A 16,899-nucleotide genomic window follows, 5' to 3' on the forward strand; every position below is an offset into this window, starting at 1 on the left:
TTTATTTGCCATCTGTATTTTCTTTCGTTTTTAATATATATTTGCTGCCTAACTAGCTAAAAACCAAAATTATTATGAAAAAAATACTTTTATTGTTATGTCTTGTGTGTGTGTCATTTTCCTGTAGTAAGGATGATGATACTGTTGAAGAGCCATCATTAGTTGGAACTTGGGTTAGAGTATCTTATACCATAAATGGTGTGGAGCAAACTAATGAAGATGACTGTCCTCTCGAAGAGGTGTTTACGGAAAATACGGTAACCACTGTCGTGTATGAAGGGACAGATTGTGAGTTGTCTAGAGATTCACGTGTAACGCCCTATGGTTATGATGGTGATGTTCTAATAACTAATGGTTTTTCACATGAAGTGTTAGAGTTGTCTTCTACAACTTTAAAAGTTGAAAGGATTATAGAGGAGGAGAGTGAAGTCTATATAATTATTAGAACCTATTCTAAGAAATAACTTATTATAATTAGATAGGAAAGGTCTATGAATGAATATTTATAGGCCTTTTATGTTGCTCTTATTTTAGGTGTAAATTATTTTTGAAATTGTAATTTTGAAAATCTAATCTTTTCATTATGATTCAGCCATTCGACGATACCTATTTTATGAAAAAAGCCCTTCAGGAGGCAGAAACTGCTTTTGAAAAGGGGGAGATTCCTGTGGGGGCAGTGATTGTTATCGATAATAGAGTTATTGCAAGAGGTCATAATTTAACCGAAATGCTGAATGATGTTACTGCCCATGCCGAAATGCAAGCCATTACGGCAGCAGCAAACTTCTTAGGTGGTAAGTACCTTCAAAATTGTACTTTATATGTAACCTTAGAGCCTTGCCAAATGTGCGCTGGTGCTTTGTATTGGTCACAAATTTCTAAAATTGTTTATGGTGCTCGAGATCCAGAACGCGGTTGTATCCATTTGAACACCAAACTGCATCCTAAAACCATAATAGAAGGAGGTGTCCTGGCAGAAGAAGCATCTGATTTGTTGAAGCGTTTTTTTATTCAACGTCGTAATTTGAATTAAATCTCGATTTTTAGACACGGATTGCACTGATTATCACAGATGGCTTTGCTTGTACATTGATGATTTATTATTTCACAAAGCTACACGGAGGGACACAGAGAATCACAGAGGCTTCGCTTTGTTCTTTTTGGACACGAATTACACTGTTTATCACGAATAGCTATGCGTGCAACAATTAGTGAAAATTGGTGAAATTAGTGTCAAAATTAAGTCGTATTTCAATTTATGATTACCATATTCTCTGTGTGTCTCAGTGGAAACTCTGTGCATCTCTGCGTAGCAATTAAGGTTGTTTTTTAGACACCAATGAAAACAGTCTACTGAAACGTGTTAATTCCGTTTTTGATTCTCACGCATTTTATCCAAATTCTCCTTGGTGAGCATGTAGTCTTTCACGTTTTTATCTTTCCAACTGATGTATGCGAAAACAGGAAATACGATTAGAAAAAGGCCAACAACACCAAAGCCGATGAGTTTTTCAGCATAATCGACGTCTAGAATAAATCCTAGAGCAATGCTAGTTAAAGAAGCGATGGTTAATACGATTAAGAGGTACTTCATTTTAAATAAAATTACTATTATGAATCTACTTGAAGCGAGATTAATTGTCGGCGGTAGGCTGTTAATAATTTAGATTTAGATATAAATCCGTAGTAAACACCATTTTTGGTAACCGGTAAATTCCATGCGCTACTATCTTGAAATTTCTGCATGATATCGGTCATTTTATCTTTATCTAGTAAAATAACAGCAGGAGGTTTTTGCATGATGTGGGTAGCATGTACCTCGTTGTATAAGGAGCGATCAAACATAATGGGGCGTAAATCATCCAATAAAATAATCCCTTTTAGCTTTTTACTTTCTTTGTCTACGACCGGGAAAATGTTACGTTTGGATTTAATAATGGCTTTATTAATCATTTGTTCCAAATCCATTTCAGGTGAAATAGGAATGAAATTGGTTTCAATCACTTTATTAATGTCCATCAAGGTTAACACGGCGTGATCTTTATCATGGGTAATTAACTCACCTTTCCTACCTAATTCCATAGTATAAACGGAGTGCGGTTTAAAGTATTTGGTAATACCAAAAGAAATGGTTGAGGTAAGCATCAGTGGGATGAAAAGTTCGTAGCCGCCAGTGAGTTCGGCGATTAGGAATATGGCGGTCAAAGGCGCATGTAAAACACCTGCTAATAATCCGGCCATGCCCACGAGGGTGAAGTTACTTTCTGAGATAGTGGTTTTAAACAATCCAGAATGGTTCACAATTTTAGACATGCAAAAGCCCATAATGCTTCCCATAAAAAGTACTGGAGCAAAAATACCACCAACACCGCCGGCTCCAAAAGTTAAAGCACTCGCAACAATTTTAAAGAGCATGAGTCCTATTAGAAGCATGACTACAATCCAGATATTCTCCAGATTTAATTGAAATAAATTGCTCTCTAAAGCTTTTTCTGGATTGCCCACAATAAGGTTGTTAATGACATCAAAACCTTCGCCATATAATGGCGGAATTAAAAACACAAGAATTCCAATACCTACACCTCCAACAATAAGTTTTTTTATAGGAGATCCAATTTTATCGAAAAACTTCTGAATGCGGTCGTAAACATCGGTAAAGTAGATGGAAACAAAAGCGGCTATAATCCCTAAAAAGATATAAAAAGGAGCATCATTGATGTAAAATTTATCTTCAATTCTAAATGGTAAAAGCACATCATTTCCAAAGAAAAAATACGAAGTTAATATGGCTGAAAGTGATGCTAATAAAAGTGGTAACATCGAGGCAATGGTGAGATCTAAGCTAAAGACTTCAATGGCAAAAATGATCGCTGCAATAGGCGCTTTGAAAATAGAACTCATGGCACCAGCAGCTGCGCAACCTATAAGTAAAGTTCTAGTGGTTTGGTTCATGTGAAACATTCTGGAAATGTTAGATCCAAGTGCTGCACCAGTTGCAACAGTAGGACCTTCCAGACCAACTGATCCACCAAAACCAACCGTAATTGGTGCCGTTAAAATAGAACCAAACATTTGAAAACGTTTCATTATCCCTTTGCGTTTTGAAATGGCTAAAAGCGTTGAGGGAATGCCATGACTTACCTTATGGCGAATCACATATTTCATAATGAGATAGACCATGGTTAAACCTAAAATAGGAAACAAGAAATAGAAGGCATGATGGTAGTGTTCTATTAAATTACCTTCTAACAAACTTTGAATAAAGTGTGTCAGGTTTTTTAATACTACCGCACCCATACCAGCTGCAAACCCAATCACGACGCTAAGTATATAAACAAATTGTTTGTGTGAGATATGCTTGGCTCTCCAAATAAGAAAGCGTTTAAAAAGGGTTCGTTTTGGCATGATTAAATCTACTAAAAAATCCTGCAAGTTGCAGGATTTTATAAAGTTATGATTTTAAATTTAGTTTTAAACTTAATTCTGTGAGTTGCGCATCGTCGATTGGTGCAGGGGCATCGATCATCACATCGCGGCCAGAATTGTTTTTAGGAAACGCAATAAAATCTCTAATGGTTTCTTGTCCGCCTAAAATAGCTACCAATCTATCCAATCCAAATGCTAAACCACCGTGTGGAGGTGCGCCATATTGGAAAGCATCCATTAAGAATCCAAATTGTGCTTTGGCTTCTTCAGGGGTAAAGCCTAAATAATCGAACATTAAGGATTGGGTTTCTTTATCGTGAATTCTTATCGAACCACCACCAATTTCGTTACCGTTAAGCACTAAATCGTATGCATTCGCTTTTACAGCCCCTGGATCTGTTTTTAATAATTCTAACTGACCAGGTTTTGGTGAGGTAAATGGGTGGTGCATCGCGTGGTAGCGTTCGGTTTCTTCATCCCATTCTAAAAGCGGGAAATCCATAACCCATAACGGTGCAAACTCATCAGGTTTACGTAAACCTAATTGCTCGGCTAGTTCCATACGTAAGGCACTAAGTTGTGTACGTACTTTGTTTTTATCTCCTGAAAGCACACAAATTAAATCGCCAGGTTTTGCGTTAGTCGCTTCTGCCCATTTGGCTAAATCCTCTTGATCGTAGAATTTATCTACCGAAGATTTATAAGAACCATCGTCATTACAACGCGCGTAAACCATACCTAAAGCACCAACTTGTGGACGCTTTACCCATGAAATTAATTTATCGATTTCTTTTCTTGTAAAACTATTTCCGCCAGGAACAGCAATACCAACAACTAGTTCAGCACTATTGAATACACCAAAATCTTTATGTTGTGCCACGGCGTTTAATTCGCCAAACTCCATTCCAAAACGGATGTCTGGTTTATCGTTACCATATAAACGCATGGCATCGTCGTAAAGCATTCTTGGGAATTTTTCAACATCAACACCATTCACTTCTTTTAATAAGTGACGTGTTAAGCCTTCAAAAGCATTTAGAATATCTTCTTGGTCGATAAAAGCCATTTCACAGTCTATTTGTGTGAATTCTGGTTGTCTATCGGCACGTAAATCTTCATCTCTAAAACACTTCACAATTTGGAAATATTTATCCATACCACCAACCATAAGCAATTGCTTAAAAGTTTGAGGCGATTGTGGAAGGGCGTAAAACTGACCTTCATTCATACGTGAAGGCACCACAAAATCACGAGCCCCTTCTGGAGTCGATTTGATTAAGTATGGTGTTTCAACTTCGATAAAGCCAGCATTAGATAAATAGTTTCTAACTTCTTGAGTGACTTTATGACGAAATATTAAGCTGTTTTTAACAGGGTTTCTTCGGATGTCCAAATAGCGGTATTTCATTCGGATATCTTCACCACCATCGGTTTTGTCTTCGATAGTAAACGGCGGAAGTTTCGCTTCATTAAGAATATTTAATTCTGAAACTAACAATTCGATATCCCCCGTAGGCATGTTCGGGTTTTTTGAAGCGCGCTCGATTACGGTTCCTTTCACTTGAATAACAAATTCGCGTCCTAAATCTTGAGCTTGTTCAATAAGTGATTTTGAAGTTCTTTCTTCATCAAAAACCAATTGAGTGATACCGTAGCGGTCTCTTAAATCGACCCATACAATAAACCCTTTATCTCTAGATTTTTGAACCCAGCCTGCAAGTGTTACTTCTGTATTTATATGCGCGGCTCTTAATTCACCGCAGTTATGACTTCTGTACATAAATAAAAAATTGAGGTGCAAATTTAGTGAAGTTAAACGACTCTATAAATTAAAAAAGCTCCAATAATAAAATTGAAGCTTTTTTGCTATTAATCGAGTTAGTCACAACAATTAAAAACGTTATTTTTATGTGTTTTTAAGACACGATATTCTCATCTGAAACCACACGGTCTTTAAATAGCCACATTTTAAATTGTGTGGTTAAGTAGAAAAATACAGGAACCACAATTAAAGTAAGGAAGGTAGCTACGAATAAACCGTAAATAACCGTCCAAGCTAGAGGTCCCCAGAACCTAACATTATCACCACCAACATAAATATGTGGGTTAAATTCACTAACTAAAGAAAAGAAGTTAATATTTAAGCCAATGGCCAGTGGAATTAAACCTAGAATGGTTGTTATAGCTGTTAATAATACAGGACGTAAACGAGCCTTTCCAGCACGAACAATACATTCGTACAGATCTTTTCGGTTTAAATAAGCATCATTATCTAAACCTAATTCATTTTTCTTTCTATCGATAAGGAGTTGGGCATAATCTAGAAGTACTACACCATTGTTCACAACGATACCTGCGAGCGATATAATACCCATCATGGTCATCATAATAACGAAAGCATCACCTGTAACCACTAAACCTCCAAATACACCAATAAAACTTAAGAAAATGGCAAGCATGATAATTCCTGGTTTAGAAACCGAATTAAATTGGAAAATCAAAATGAAAAAGATGAGTGCTAAACCTGTAAAGAAAGCGCCAATTAAGAATTTCATTTGTTTATTCTGTTCTTCGATTTGACCAGTATAATCAATTTTAACATTTTCTGGAACGCCTTTAAACGTTTTCATTTCGTTTTGAATTTGTCCAACAATGGCTGCAGCATCAGTAAATCCAGGAGATAACGCCGAGTAAACCGTAACTACACGTCTGGTGTCTTTGTGTTTGATGGCGTTATAACCAGAAGTGTTATTTTGTTTTGCAACGGCAGAAACAGGAATTTCCTTAATTTTTCCAGTATTATCTCTAAAGGTAATTTTCTGATTAAAAATCGCACTGGTATTGTATCTGTTGTCTTCATTAAAACGGACATAAATATCATAATCGTCGCCGTCTTCCTTATAAACACCAGCTTTACTACCAAAAATAGAATTTCTTAATTGTTGTCCTACTTGACTGGCACTAACGCCTAATTCTCCAGCTTTTTTACGATCCACTTCAACCAGCATGGTTGGTTTGTCTTTGTTAACATCGATTTTTAATTCATCGATACCTGCGATATTTTTTTGGTTTATAAAATCACGCATTTTTTGTGCTAAACCAATCAGTTCTGCATAATTATCACCTTCAATTTCGATATTAATAGGTGATCCTGCAGGTGGACCATTTTGATCTTTTTCAACAGAAATTAAAACACCAGGATAGATACCAACTAAAGCTTTCTGAACTTTTTGACGCAGTAATTCACTGTCGGCTCCTCTACGGTATTTAAACTCACGCATGGAAGCGGTTATTTTAGCTTTATGTGGCATTTCGGCAGCAGAACCACCATCGGTTTGCGGGTTACCAGCACCTTCACCAACTTGAGAAACGGCACTTTCAACTAAAAAGTTGTAATCACCATCTTTGTATATTTCGTCGTTAATTACGCTATAAACTTTTTTCTCTATTTCTTTGGTAATGGCATTTGTTTTTTCAATATCTGTACCTTCAGGATATTCGATGTAAACAATAATTTGGTTTGGTGTATTATCAGGGAAAAACTCAACTTTGGTACGTTGCGAAGCTAGAGAAGCTCCAAACGCAATAAAGGCAACGATTAATAATACAAATGTCGTTATCGTTATAAACGCAGGCCATTTTTTGCTTAAGGCGCGTCGTAACTCACGTTCATATAGATTTTCGAGTTTCACCAACGTTTTTGTTTGGAAATTGTTGGCCATGTTTCTTAAAAACAACCTGTAAATCCATAGCATGATTGCTGTAAAAATCATTAAACCACCTAAACCACGGTAGTCACCGCCAAAAATAAAAATAAGTATTCCTATTACAGAGATGATAGCTGTAATGCTAATAATGCTCTTTAAAGGCATGTCTTTATCTTCGGTAGTCATGAATTTTGAAACCAATACTGAGTTAAAGAAAATGGCAACAATTAATGAAGAGCCAAGCACTGTAGAAAGTGTGATTGGTAATAGCATCATAAATTTACCCATAACTCCAGGCCATAATCCTAATGGAATAAAGGCAGCAACTGTTGTTGCCGTTGAAATGATAATAGGATATGCAATCTCGCCAATACCAACTTTTGCGGCTTGTTTTCTACTCATACCTTCTTCATCCATAAGTCGATATACGTTTTCAACAACTACAATACCATTATCTACTAACATACCAAGTCCCATGATAAGTCCGAAAAGCACCATGGTATTTAGAGTATAACCAAGGAAGTTCAAAATCATTAAAGACATGAACATGGACATAGGTATGGCAAAACCAACAAAGAGGGCGTTTTTGAATCCTAAAAAGAACATTAATACGGTAACTACTAGAATGATACCAAAAATAATGTTGTTTACTAAATCATCTACCTGCCCTATGGTTTTAGGAGATTGGTCGTTTGCTATGGTTATTTGTAAATCTGGAGGAAAGACTTTTTCTTTGGCATCGTTAACGATAACCCGAATTTGATCGGCGGCATCAACCATGTTTTTACCAGCACGTTTTTTAACATCCAACATCACAACAGGGTGGCCGAATTCACGGGCATAGGTCGTTTTGTCTTCTTCTTTAAAAGTCACCTTAGCGATGTCTTTTAAGTAAATAGGATTGTTATTTTCAGATTTAATAACGAAGTTGTTTAATTGATTAGGGGAATCAACTTCACCTAAAATTCGAATAGTACGACGTTGTCCGCTAGAAATTAAATTACCAGCCGACATGGTCACGTTACCACCACGAATGGAATTAATAACATCGTCAAAACTTACTTTAGCAGCCATCATTTTGTATATATCAACAGCAACCTCAACTTCTTTTTCTTGAGCACCACGAATATCTACTTGTTTAATTTCTTGAAGATCTTCAATTTCATCTTGAAGATATTCGCCAAAGTCTTTTAGTTTTTCAACAGGATAATCTCCAGAGATATTAATGTTAAGGATAGGCATTTCTTCCGATAGATTTAAATCGAAAGCATTGGGTTCTACTTTAGCATCGTTAAAAGTAGGCCAGTCTTCACTCGCTGTTTGCGAATCAATCTCGTCTTTAACCTTTTGTTTGGCGTCTTCTACCGTAATATTCTCGTCGAATTCTACTATAATCATAGAATAATCCTCTTGTGATGTGGAGGTTATTTCAACAACATTACTTATAGTTTTAAGCTTGTCTTCTAAAGGATCTGTAATTAGTTTCTCAATATCTTCTGCGGTATTACCAGGATATAAAGAGCTTACGTAAATTTTGGTTTCTTTTACTTCTGGAAAGCTCTCTCGAGGCATGTGATAATAAGCTGTAATTCCTAAATAGAAAATTACGGCCATGATTACATAAATCGTGGTTTTGTTATTAATAGCCCACGACGACATTCCAAATTCTTTGTCGATATTCTTTTTCTTTTTAGTCATCACTTAGGCTTAATATTTAATAACTTTTACCGTTTGTCCGTCTCTAACGCTACGAGCACCTTCCTTAATAATTTCGGCACCATCGTTTATACCTTTTGTGACTTCAATAACATCGCCTTGAGTTTTTCCTGTTTTAATAATAACCCGTTCAGCAACTGCTTCTCCTTCACTGTTTTTTTCTTTAACAATGTAAATATATTGCTCGCCATTAGCGTTTTCAGAAATGATACTTAGTGGGATTAGCACCGCATCTTCTTTAGTATAATCGTTAATCTTAAGTTTTGCAGTTAAATTGGGTTTTATGTTTCCGCTTTCGTTTGTTACGGGTACTTCAATTTTAAAAGATCTGTTTGCAGGATTAATAAAGTTGCTTGCTTGACGTACTTGAGTGTCTAGGTCTGTTCCTAAAACAGGGAATTCTACTTTAACCTTTTTACCTTCTACAACATCGGTTATATAGCTTTCAGGAACTTCGGTTTCGATGTACATATTTCGTAGGTTTACGATTCGGATGAGTTGTGACTGGCCAGGCATAACTACACTACCTTCGTCTGTAATAATGTCATCTATAACACCATTGAAAGGAGCTACAATATTTGTTTTAGCCAATTGGGTTTCTAACTGATTTACAGATTGTTCTTGTGCTTCGAAATTAGATTTAGCTTGAAGAAATTGAATTTCACTTCCTATTTTTTGATCCCAAAGACGTTTTTGACGTTCGTAAGTTGTTTGAGCAAGAGCTAATTGAATTTTCATTTGAGACACCTGTTGCTCTAAACCTCCGTCGTCAATTTTAGCTAAAATTTGTCCTTTTTTTACATTTTGACCTTCTTTAACGTAGATTTTTGTAAGAATTCCTGAAACTTCAGGAATGATTACAATGTTTTCTTTGGTTTGTACACTTCCTTGTAATTCTAGGTAGTGTATAAATTTTTCTTTTTGAGCTACTACAGTGGTGACTAGAGGTAGCTTTTTTGTATCGTCTAATTCTGCAACTTTTTCGTCGATACGTTTTAACTTTTCGCTAATGGCTATTTGTTCGGCTTCAATAGCGGTACGTCTTTCTCTTATTTGTGTTAAGTTGCCTTCATTTAATAGCTCATCTAGTGATTTTTCTTTGCCTCCGCAAGCGGTTAGTAGAAGGGATAAAACGGCGATAGTATATAAGTGTTTCATGATGTGTTTTTAGTAATTAATTTGGCTTAAAATGGCGTCTAATTCTGCTTTTTTATTGATAATGTCAATCATCGATTGTAAGTATTCTTGTTGCGCAGCATATAATTGTGTTTGCGCCTGACGTAAGTCGAAACTTGAAGAGATACCTTCAAAAAATTTGGTTTCATTTTTACGCTCAATACGTTCTGCTAAATCTAAATTTTGTTTTTTATTAGCGTAATCTTCTATGGCGAATTGGTATTCACTTTTAGCTCGAGCAATGTCTAATTTGATTTTTTGTTCAACTTCAATAAAAGACTCGTTTGCTTTTTCTAAATCAATTCGAGCTTCTTGTGTTGCCGATGAACGGCCTAAGGAGCTAAAAATTGGGATGTTTAAACTAACTCCAAACATGGATGAGGCATACCATTTTTGGTCACTGTTAAAAAAAGCAAAGTCTTGGCCAAAGGCACTGTAACCACCATTTACAAAGGCGCTAAGTGTTGGCATGCCCTTACTCATGGCTAGTTTTACCATTAAATCTTTGCTTTCTACTTCGTTTTCGGCAATTAGGTAATCAATATTGTTGTCTACACTATCGTCGGTAGCTAATGCTTCAAGCGAGGTGTATTGTAAGCTTAGTATTTCAAGATTATCTGTTAATACTGTAGGTGTGTTTAAATCGATACCCAATGTGATATTAAGCATTTGGTATGCTAAAAGATTTAGGCGTTTTACATTATTATAATCGCTCATTAAACTTGAAAGTGTAATTTTTATTTGTTCTACACTTTCTTCTTCTTCCATACCGTTTTCAAAAGTTTTTTGAATGTCGTTTAAGTTCGATTCTAGAATCGCTTTATTACTTTCCAGAATTTTTATGCTTTCTTCAGTTAGTAAAGCATTTCCGTAGGCATTAATGACCGCTTTTCTAACTTCCAGATCGGTTTTAATTTTTGCGTTTTCAGAAATTTCTAAATACACTTTTGAAGCTTTTAGGGCTACTAAATAGGAACCATCGAAAATTAACTGACTTAAAGTCGCGGTAGCATTAATATTTTGTTTTGGACTAAACTCAACAGGAACAAACTCACCAGGATTTCCTCCGGTTATTTCTGCAGGCAGTAACGATACTTGTTGCTTTAACCAATTTTGGTAATCTACGGCTCCATTAATTTGTGGTAAACCTGTAGCGGTAGCTTGCCATTTTTCTTCTTTGGCCATATCAATGTCTCTGGCGGCATTTTTCACATTGCGGTTATTTTCCAAAGCATAGTCTATGGCTTCTTGTAAGCTAAAAGCTATTGGCGATTCCTGTGAATACCCTGAAATAGCAAATAGTAAACTAAAAAAAACAATTAGTTTATTCTTCATTTTTATGATTGATTTGATGTTATAAATTTATTTAATATTTGAAGGCCTTCATCGGCAACAATGGCTCTTAAGTGGTATTCTAAATAGTTTTCCATGAGATAATCCATGGTAAATAACTCTAAAGGAAAAACCGTTTGATCTTTTAAACCAGACATACCGTTAAAGTACATTCTTGAAATAAAATCGACATTAATTTCTTTTCTAAACAAATGCATGTCTACACCTTTTTGAATGCTGTCTTTAACACAAACTTGCATTTTTTCAAACTGTTTTAAATGTAGGCGTTCGGCAATTCTGGGATAGTATTTTTGTAATTGAAATTGCGAAAATGATTTTTCGTTTTTCAAATAATTTAGAACAAATACTTTAATGGCGTATAACTCTTCAATAGGATTTTTAGAGTTATTGCAAATGGTATCAATACCTTCGGAAATGTTTTCAAAAATATCGAAGGTAACGGCTTCTACAAGTTTTGTTTTATTTGCGAAATGTACATAGATGGTTTTTTTAGATATACCAATGCGATTGGCAATATCGTCCATAGTAATACTTTTAAACCCGTAGTTTAAAAATAGTTCTTTTGATGCTTTAATTATTTTCTCTTTCATAAGAAGCGGCAAAAATACTCATGGAAACTTTAAAAACCAAAATAGTTTCCGTGGTTTTAACATTAATTTAATAGTAATTTCACACAGAAACTTTTTAATAAGCCGAATTGGTTTATTTTTGTGCGATGCTTTCCATAGAAAAATACCAAGAGGAGTTTATTAAATTCCTAGAAGATTATAAGATTGTTAAGGCACCTCAAGGACTTTATCAACCTATCGAATACATTTTAAACTTAGGCGGAAAACGCTTAAGGCCTGTACTTACCCTGATGACGGCGCATATTTTTAATAGCGACTATAAAAAGGCATTAAACGCGGCGTTAAGTATTGAAGTATTTCATAACTTTTCACTAGTTCATGATGATATTATGGATGATGCACCGCTACGTCGTGGACATCAAACGGTTCATGAAAAGTGGGATATTAATACAGGTATTCTTTCTGGTGACGCTATGCTAATCATGGCTTATCAACTTTTTGAACATTATGAAGCCGATGTTTTTCAGGCTTTAGCCAAATTGTTTAGCAAAACGGCTTTAGAGGTTTGTGAAGGTCAGCAGTACGATATCGATTTTGAAATGCGGAACGATGTTACCATTCCGGAGTATTTAAAGATGATAGAATTTAAAACGGCCGTTTTGGTTGGAGCTGCCATGAAAATGGGAGCGATTGTAGCAAAAGCTTCAACAGAAGACCAAGAAGGTATTTATGATTTTGGTCGCTATTTAGGCATTGCATTTCAGTTACAAGATGACTATTTGGATGCTTTTGGTGATCCTAAAACTTTTGGGAAACAAGTAGGTGGTGATATTATTGAAAATAAAAAAACCTATTTGTATTTGAAAGCACTTCAATTTGCGGAAGCTTCCGATAAAAATGAGTTGGAAGCCTTATTCGCTTCAAATGTTGATGATGCTTCAGAAAAAATTGTACGTGCTAAAGCTATTTTTCAGTCTTCTGGTTCCGCGGAAGCGACAAAATCAGCTATCTTGGAATACACAAACAAAGCATTTGATGTGTTGGAAACTTTGGATATCTCCGAAGATAAAAAGGCCTTATTAAAAGCCTTTGGTCATAATTTAATGAACAGAACCGTGTAATGCAGGTGCCTACCACATTTGAGAATTTAGTTGAAGAAGCCCATCAACTGCAGTTGTATAAAAAGCTTGTTCAACAACTTAACAAAGATTTTTTGTTAGCTAATATTGATTTAGATTTTCATGAAGACATTCTGCCAACGAGTTTGAAATTGCTACTTCATGAAACGGTTTACAAACTTATTCAGGAGAAATTTTCAGAATACTTAAACCTGCTTTATATTATCGATGTTTCTGAAAATAAGGTTAAAGCTTTAGATGGTAACGATACCCTTAAACTGTCGGAAGAGGTTGCCTTTTTAATTTTAAAACGTGAGTGGCAGAAGGTTTGGTATAAGAATCACTACTGATTATTTGTAGCATCTTGACTCGTTTATTTGTTGAACTCACAGTCTCGACAGAAAAAGGTCTTCAAGCGGAGTCTAGAAGTTATATAAAGTGTTTTTTTATGAGCATTTAATTTTAATTCGGATAAAATTGTCCGAATTAAAAAATAATTGATACCTTTGTATGGTAATTAAATAGAATATGTTTTCAAAAGCTTGCGAATATGGTATTAAGGCTGCAATTTTTATTGCGACCCAATCTTATGAAGGTAAGCGTGTGAGCCCTAAAGAAATTGCTCAGGAAATCGATTCTCCACAAGCTTTTACAGCTAAAATATTACAAGCCTTGGTGAAAAATGATGTCGTATCATCTGTAAAAGGCGCTTATGGTGGTTTTGAAATTGATAGGAATCAAATAGCAAGCATCAAGTTATCGCAAATAGTAAATGCTATTGACGGCGATACCATTTATAACGGTTGTGGTTTAGGGCTTCATGCCTGTGATGAGGCACATCCTTGTCCGGTTCACGATAAATTTAAAGCCATAAGAACCGATTTAAAACACATGCTGGAAAACACGAGTTTGGAAGAACTAGCCTTAAATATTAAGTCAGGAGAATCATTCTTAAAGATTTAAAAAATAGTTGAGTTTCATTCAAAAAAAATTTGAATATAAATAGGATAAATTTGTCCGAAATAAATAATGTCATGGAAGTATTAAATAGTAACGTGCAAAAGCACATTGGAGCCTTTGTAGCAGAAGATTTTAGAACAGCAGCGGTATTTAATCAATACGGAATCGATTTTTGTTGTCGAGGAGGAAGATCATTAGAAGAGGTTTGCGAAAAAAACCAAATTGATGCTAATGAGTTATTAAGCAAGTTAGAAGCTGTTATAAACACAAAAACCGATCAATCTATAGATTATAAATCATGGCCCTTAGATTTATTGGTCGATTATATTGAGAAAAAACACCATCGTTATGTGGAGGAAAAAATTCCTGTGCTTCGTCAGTTTTTAGATAAATTATGTAGAGTACATGGCGAAAGACATCCTGAGTTGATTACTATTAACGAATTGTTTACGGCTTCGGCAGGTGAGTTATCGGCGCATTTGAAAAAAGAAGAATTGGTCCTTTTTCCATTTGTTAAAAAAATGGTTGGTGCCACATTAAGTCAAGGTGCTATTGAAGCACCACAATTTGGTACCGTTGAAAACCCTATTGCCATGATGATGGACGAACACGATCATGAAGGTGTGCGATTTAGAAAAATTGCCGAGTTAAGTAATAATTATAACCCACCAGCAGACGCTTGTAACACTTACCGAGTTACTTATGCCATGTTGCAAGAATTCGAGCAAGATTTGCATTTACACATCCATTTGGAGAATAATATTTTATTTCCTCAAGCTATCAAATTGGAGAAGCAGTTTCATTAAGCTAGGTAGTTAGACTTAGGAAATAACGTTAAAAAGAGGCCTAAAAGTTGATTTTTCGTCATTCTAATTTATTTCAGCATCTCATTATTATTACTTTTCAGAATAATGAGATGCTGTCTAGAGTACATTTAGACGAAAATCATCTTTTTAGATGACCTCTTTTTTTTGGTTTAAGACCATGGTTTATCATTTTTTAATTTTTATTTATTTAATGTTTTGATTTTCAGTTGTTATGCTTGGCTAATTGTTTAAATTTATATACTGAATTCAAATTAAAACGTTTAATATTTAAGTATTTATAACTATGGATAAAAAACCATTAAAACGACACCAAGCCTTACAACCTTTAAGTCGAGATCATCATCACGGCCTCCTATTATGTTGGAAAATAAGAACTGGGTTTGGTAAGGGTGTTGAGCCGAATCGAATTAAAAGTTATGCCGATTGGTTTTTCGAAAACCATTTGATACCTCATTTTAAATTGGAAGAGCAGCATATATTCTCTTTGTTAGAAGACGATAATGCATTAAAAAAGAAAGCTCTAGAAGATCATAAAGCATTGATTTCACTGTTTTCTAAAACAGACGAAGTGGCTAAAACCTTATCGGAGATAGAAAAACAATTAGATGATCATATTCGATTCGAAGAGCGTGTGCTGTTTCCAGAAATTCAAAAAATAGCGACCGAGGAACAATTTGAAACTATTGAAGCCATGCATCACGAAAAGCCGTTTGTTGATAATGTAGCGGATGCGTTTTGGACTTAATTAAACAGGAGAGGCCTAGAAACTAAAAGACCTCACTTCATTTCTAAATAGCAGTAGAAGAAGCAAGGTCATATCTTAAAAAGATTAATAGCGGTGCTAAATTAGTGTTTTTTCCCACGTATTTTGTTAATAAATGTTAAAGTTATTAACAAATGTTAATTGTAACGAACCTTTCTTAGGATTCGCAAGGTTTCTTTGTAAAGCCTGTAAGTGTCTTGATCGTAGTTTTTTATAAGGGTTTTGGCTTCTATGAGCTTATTAATGGCGTTTTCAAATTGATTGAGATAGCAAATAAGATAGGTTTCCGGAAGGTTTTTTAAATCGCTTTCCTCTGCAGGAGTCAGCGTCATGCCTTTTTTTAATTTGTTTAAAATGGCGTTATTGGTGTTGTAAATATGATGCAGAATTTTTTTGTCGAACTTGGGTGGTTCAAATAATAATGTGGTTTCAATGTTATATTGGGCGTTGTCTTCAAACTTTATAACAGTTTCTTCTAAAGGGTAATATCTATTGGTGCCTTGTAACCCTAAATTCACATATTCAATAATTTTAAATTGGTTCTCGTCTATGGTAATCGAAACTTCATCTAAAGCCGAAAAGAATAATCTTACCCGCTCGTTAATCAGTTCAATATCGACACGGGAATAGTAAATATCGTTTTTTACTAATTTTTTTTGTCCAGCCCAGCAAACCACAAAATATTCTTTAAACACTTTATATTGTGCATTGTAGTCGGAGCGGCTATTCATAAAATCGAAAACACCATCAAGGGTGTGTTCAATATTGTTCTGTGCATTGTTTTCAATGGCAGCAACAATTTTAGAATTCACATCTTTAATTTCAATGTCAAAGACTTTAGGCATACTCATGCTGCCATCTCTAAAAAATACCGATCCGCCGTAATATTTCCAGATGTTTTTTCTTAAAGAAGTTAAGCCTTCATTGGGTCTAATAGTTACCAAACCTACTACTTTGTTATTTGGTAAGTGCGGAAAAGGAATGTTTTCATATTGAACAATGGGAGGATTGGTTAAATAGGCATTGATGAGGTTCTGAATTTTACTATCATCAAAAAAGTCGACGCCAATAATGGCATTGTCATCGTCTTCAACACCAATAACAATGAAAGAATTGTTTTTAGGATTGCTATTCGATAGGGCGCAAACATGCTTTAAAAACTTGGCTTTACCTTCTTTCTGACCAATATCGATTTTACGTTTTTTGTCGTAAAAACTATTTTCGTCGTTGTGAGCTAAAAGGTGTTTTATCAGTAAGCGTTTGTTAATCATAGTTTTTAATTCA

Annotated in this window: 15 protein-coding genes; 7 read left to right on the top strand and 8 right to left on the bottom strand. The window is 35.1% G+C overall.

Features of this window, described 5'->3' with window-relative positions; translation table 11 throughout:
- Positions 1–74 precede the first annotated feature (74 nt).
- On the top strand, positions 75–464 hold the full coding sequence (locus A6I66_RS06615; protein ID WP_067146901.1) for a lipocalin family protein: 390 nt from the start codon (positions 75–77) through the stop codon (positions 462–464).
- 119 nt (positions 465–583) lie between these two features.
- Complete coding sequence (locus tag A6I66_RS06620; protein ID WP_067146903.1) at positions 584–1,033, top strand: nucleoside deaminase; 450 nt, start codon at positions 584–586, stop codon at positions 1,031–1,033.
- Between the two features lie 330 nt (positions 1,034–1,363).
- On the opposite strand, the gene A6I66_RS06625 is transcribed toward A6I66_RS06620, so the two are convergent.
- The 7 genes from A6I66_RS06625 to A6I66_RS06655 all read right to left on the bottom strand — a co-directional run bounded on the left by A6I66_RS06625 (position 1,364) and on the right by A6I66_RS06655 (position 11,968).
- Positions 1,364–1,594: a hypothetical protein gene (locus tag A6I66_RS06625; RefSeq protein ID WP_067146905.1), complete on the bottom strand. Its 231-nt coding sequence runs from the start codon at positions 1,592–1,594 to the stop codon at positions 1,364–1,366.
- Positions 1,595–1,611: 17 nt separating this feature from the next.
- Positions 1,612–3,405 (bottom strand): chloride channel protein, encoded by a 1,794-nt coding sequence (locus A6I66_RS06630; protein WP_084399546.1) that lies wholly within the window; start codon positions 3,403–3,405, stop codon positions 1,612–1,614.
- A gap of 46 nt (positions 3,406–3,451) precedes the next feature.
- Positions 3,452–5,206: an aspartate--tRNA ligase gene (aspS, locus tag A6I66_RS06635; protein ID WP_067146909.1), complete on the bottom strand. Its 1,755-nt coding sequence runs from the start codon at positions 5,204–5,206 to the stop codon at positions 3,452–3,454.
- A gap of 136 nt (positions 5,207–5,342) precedes the next feature.
- Complete coding sequence (locus A6I66_RS06640) at positions 5,343–8,831, bottom strand: efflux RND transporter permease subunit (protein WP_067146911.1); 3,489 nt, start codon at positions 8,829–8,831, stop codon at positions 5,343–5,345.
- A gap of 9 nt (positions 8,832–8,840) precedes the next feature.
- Entirely contained in the window at positions 8,841–10,007 is a 1,167-nt protein-coding gene (locus A6I66_RS06645; RefSeq protein WP_067146913.1) for an efflux RND transporter periplasmic adaptor subunit, read from the bottom strand.
- Between the two features lie 9 nt (positions 10,008–10,016).
- On the bottom strand, positions 10,017–11,360 hold the full coding sequence (locus A6I66_RS06650) for a TolC family protein (RefSeq protein WP_067146915.1): 1,344 nt from the start codon (positions 11,358–11,360) through the stop codon (positions 10,017–10,019).
- Between the two features lie 2 nt (positions 11,361–11,362).
- Positions 11,363–11,968 (bottom strand): TetR/AcrR family transcriptional regulator, encoded by a 606-nt coding sequence (locus A6I66_RS06655; protein ID WP_067146917.1) that lies wholly within the window; start codon positions 11,966–11,968, stop codon positions 11,363–11,365.
- A 125-nt stretch (positions 11,969–12,093) separates the two neighbouring features.
- Here A6I66_RS06655 and A6I66_RS06660 point away from each other — a divergent pair, with 125 nt between their 5' ends.
- From A6I66_RS06660 to A6I66_RS06680, 5 genes are all read left to right on the top strand, one after another.
- A complete protein-coding gene (locus A6I66_RS06660) occupies positions 12,094–13,068 on the top strand; it encodes a polyprenyl synthetase family protein (RefSeq protein WP_067146919.1) in 975 nt (324 codons plus the stop codon).
- On the top strand, positions 13,068–13,415 hold the full coding sequence (locus A6I66_RS06665) for a hypothetical protein (RefSeq protein ID WP_067146921.1): 348 nt from the start codon (positions 13,068–13,070) through the stop codon (positions 13,413–13,415). The genes A6I66_RS06660 and A6I66_RS06665 overlap by 1 nt, the downstream gene beginning before the upstream one ends.
- Before the next feature lie 178 nt (positions 13,416–13,593).
- On the top strand, positions 13,594–14,028 hold the full coding sequence (locus A6I66_RS06670; RefSeq protein WP_067146923.1) for an RrF2 family transcriptional regulator: 435 nt from the start codon (positions 13,594–13,596) through the stop codon (positions 14,026–14,028).
- Positions 14,029–14,099: 71 nt separating this feature from the next.
- The gene (gene ric, locus A6I66_RS06675) at positions 14,100–14,831 is read left to right on the top strand and encodes an iron-sulfur cluster repair di-iron protein (RefSeq protein ID WP_067146925.1); all 732 of its coding nucleotides are present in this window, start codon (positions 14,100–14,102) and stop codon (positions 14,829–14,831) included.
- A 304-nt stretch (positions 14,832–15,135) separates the two neighbouring features.
- Positions 15,136–15,597 (top strand): hemerythrin domain-containing protein, encoded by a 462-nt coding sequence (locus tag A6I66_RS06680; RefSeq protein ID WP_067146927.1) that lies wholly within the window; start codon positions 15,136–15,138, stop codon positions 15,595–15,597.
- A gap of 155 nt (positions 15,598–15,752) precedes the next feature.
- Here the strand turns inward: A6I66_RS06680 and A6I66_RS06685 are convergent, their stop codons facing one another.
- Entirely contained in the window at positions 15,753–16,886 is a 1,134-nt protein-coding gene (locus A6I66_RS06685; RefSeq protein ID WP_067146929.1) for an ATP-binding protein, read from the bottom strand.
- Positions 16,887–16,899 lie beyond the last annotated feature (13 nt).

The sequence above is a fragment of the Pseudotamlana agarivorans genome (assembly GCF_001642835.1).
Lineage (GTDB): Bacteria > Bacteroidota > Bacteroidia > Flavobacteriales > Flavobacteriaceae > Pseudotamlana > Pseudotamlana agarivorans.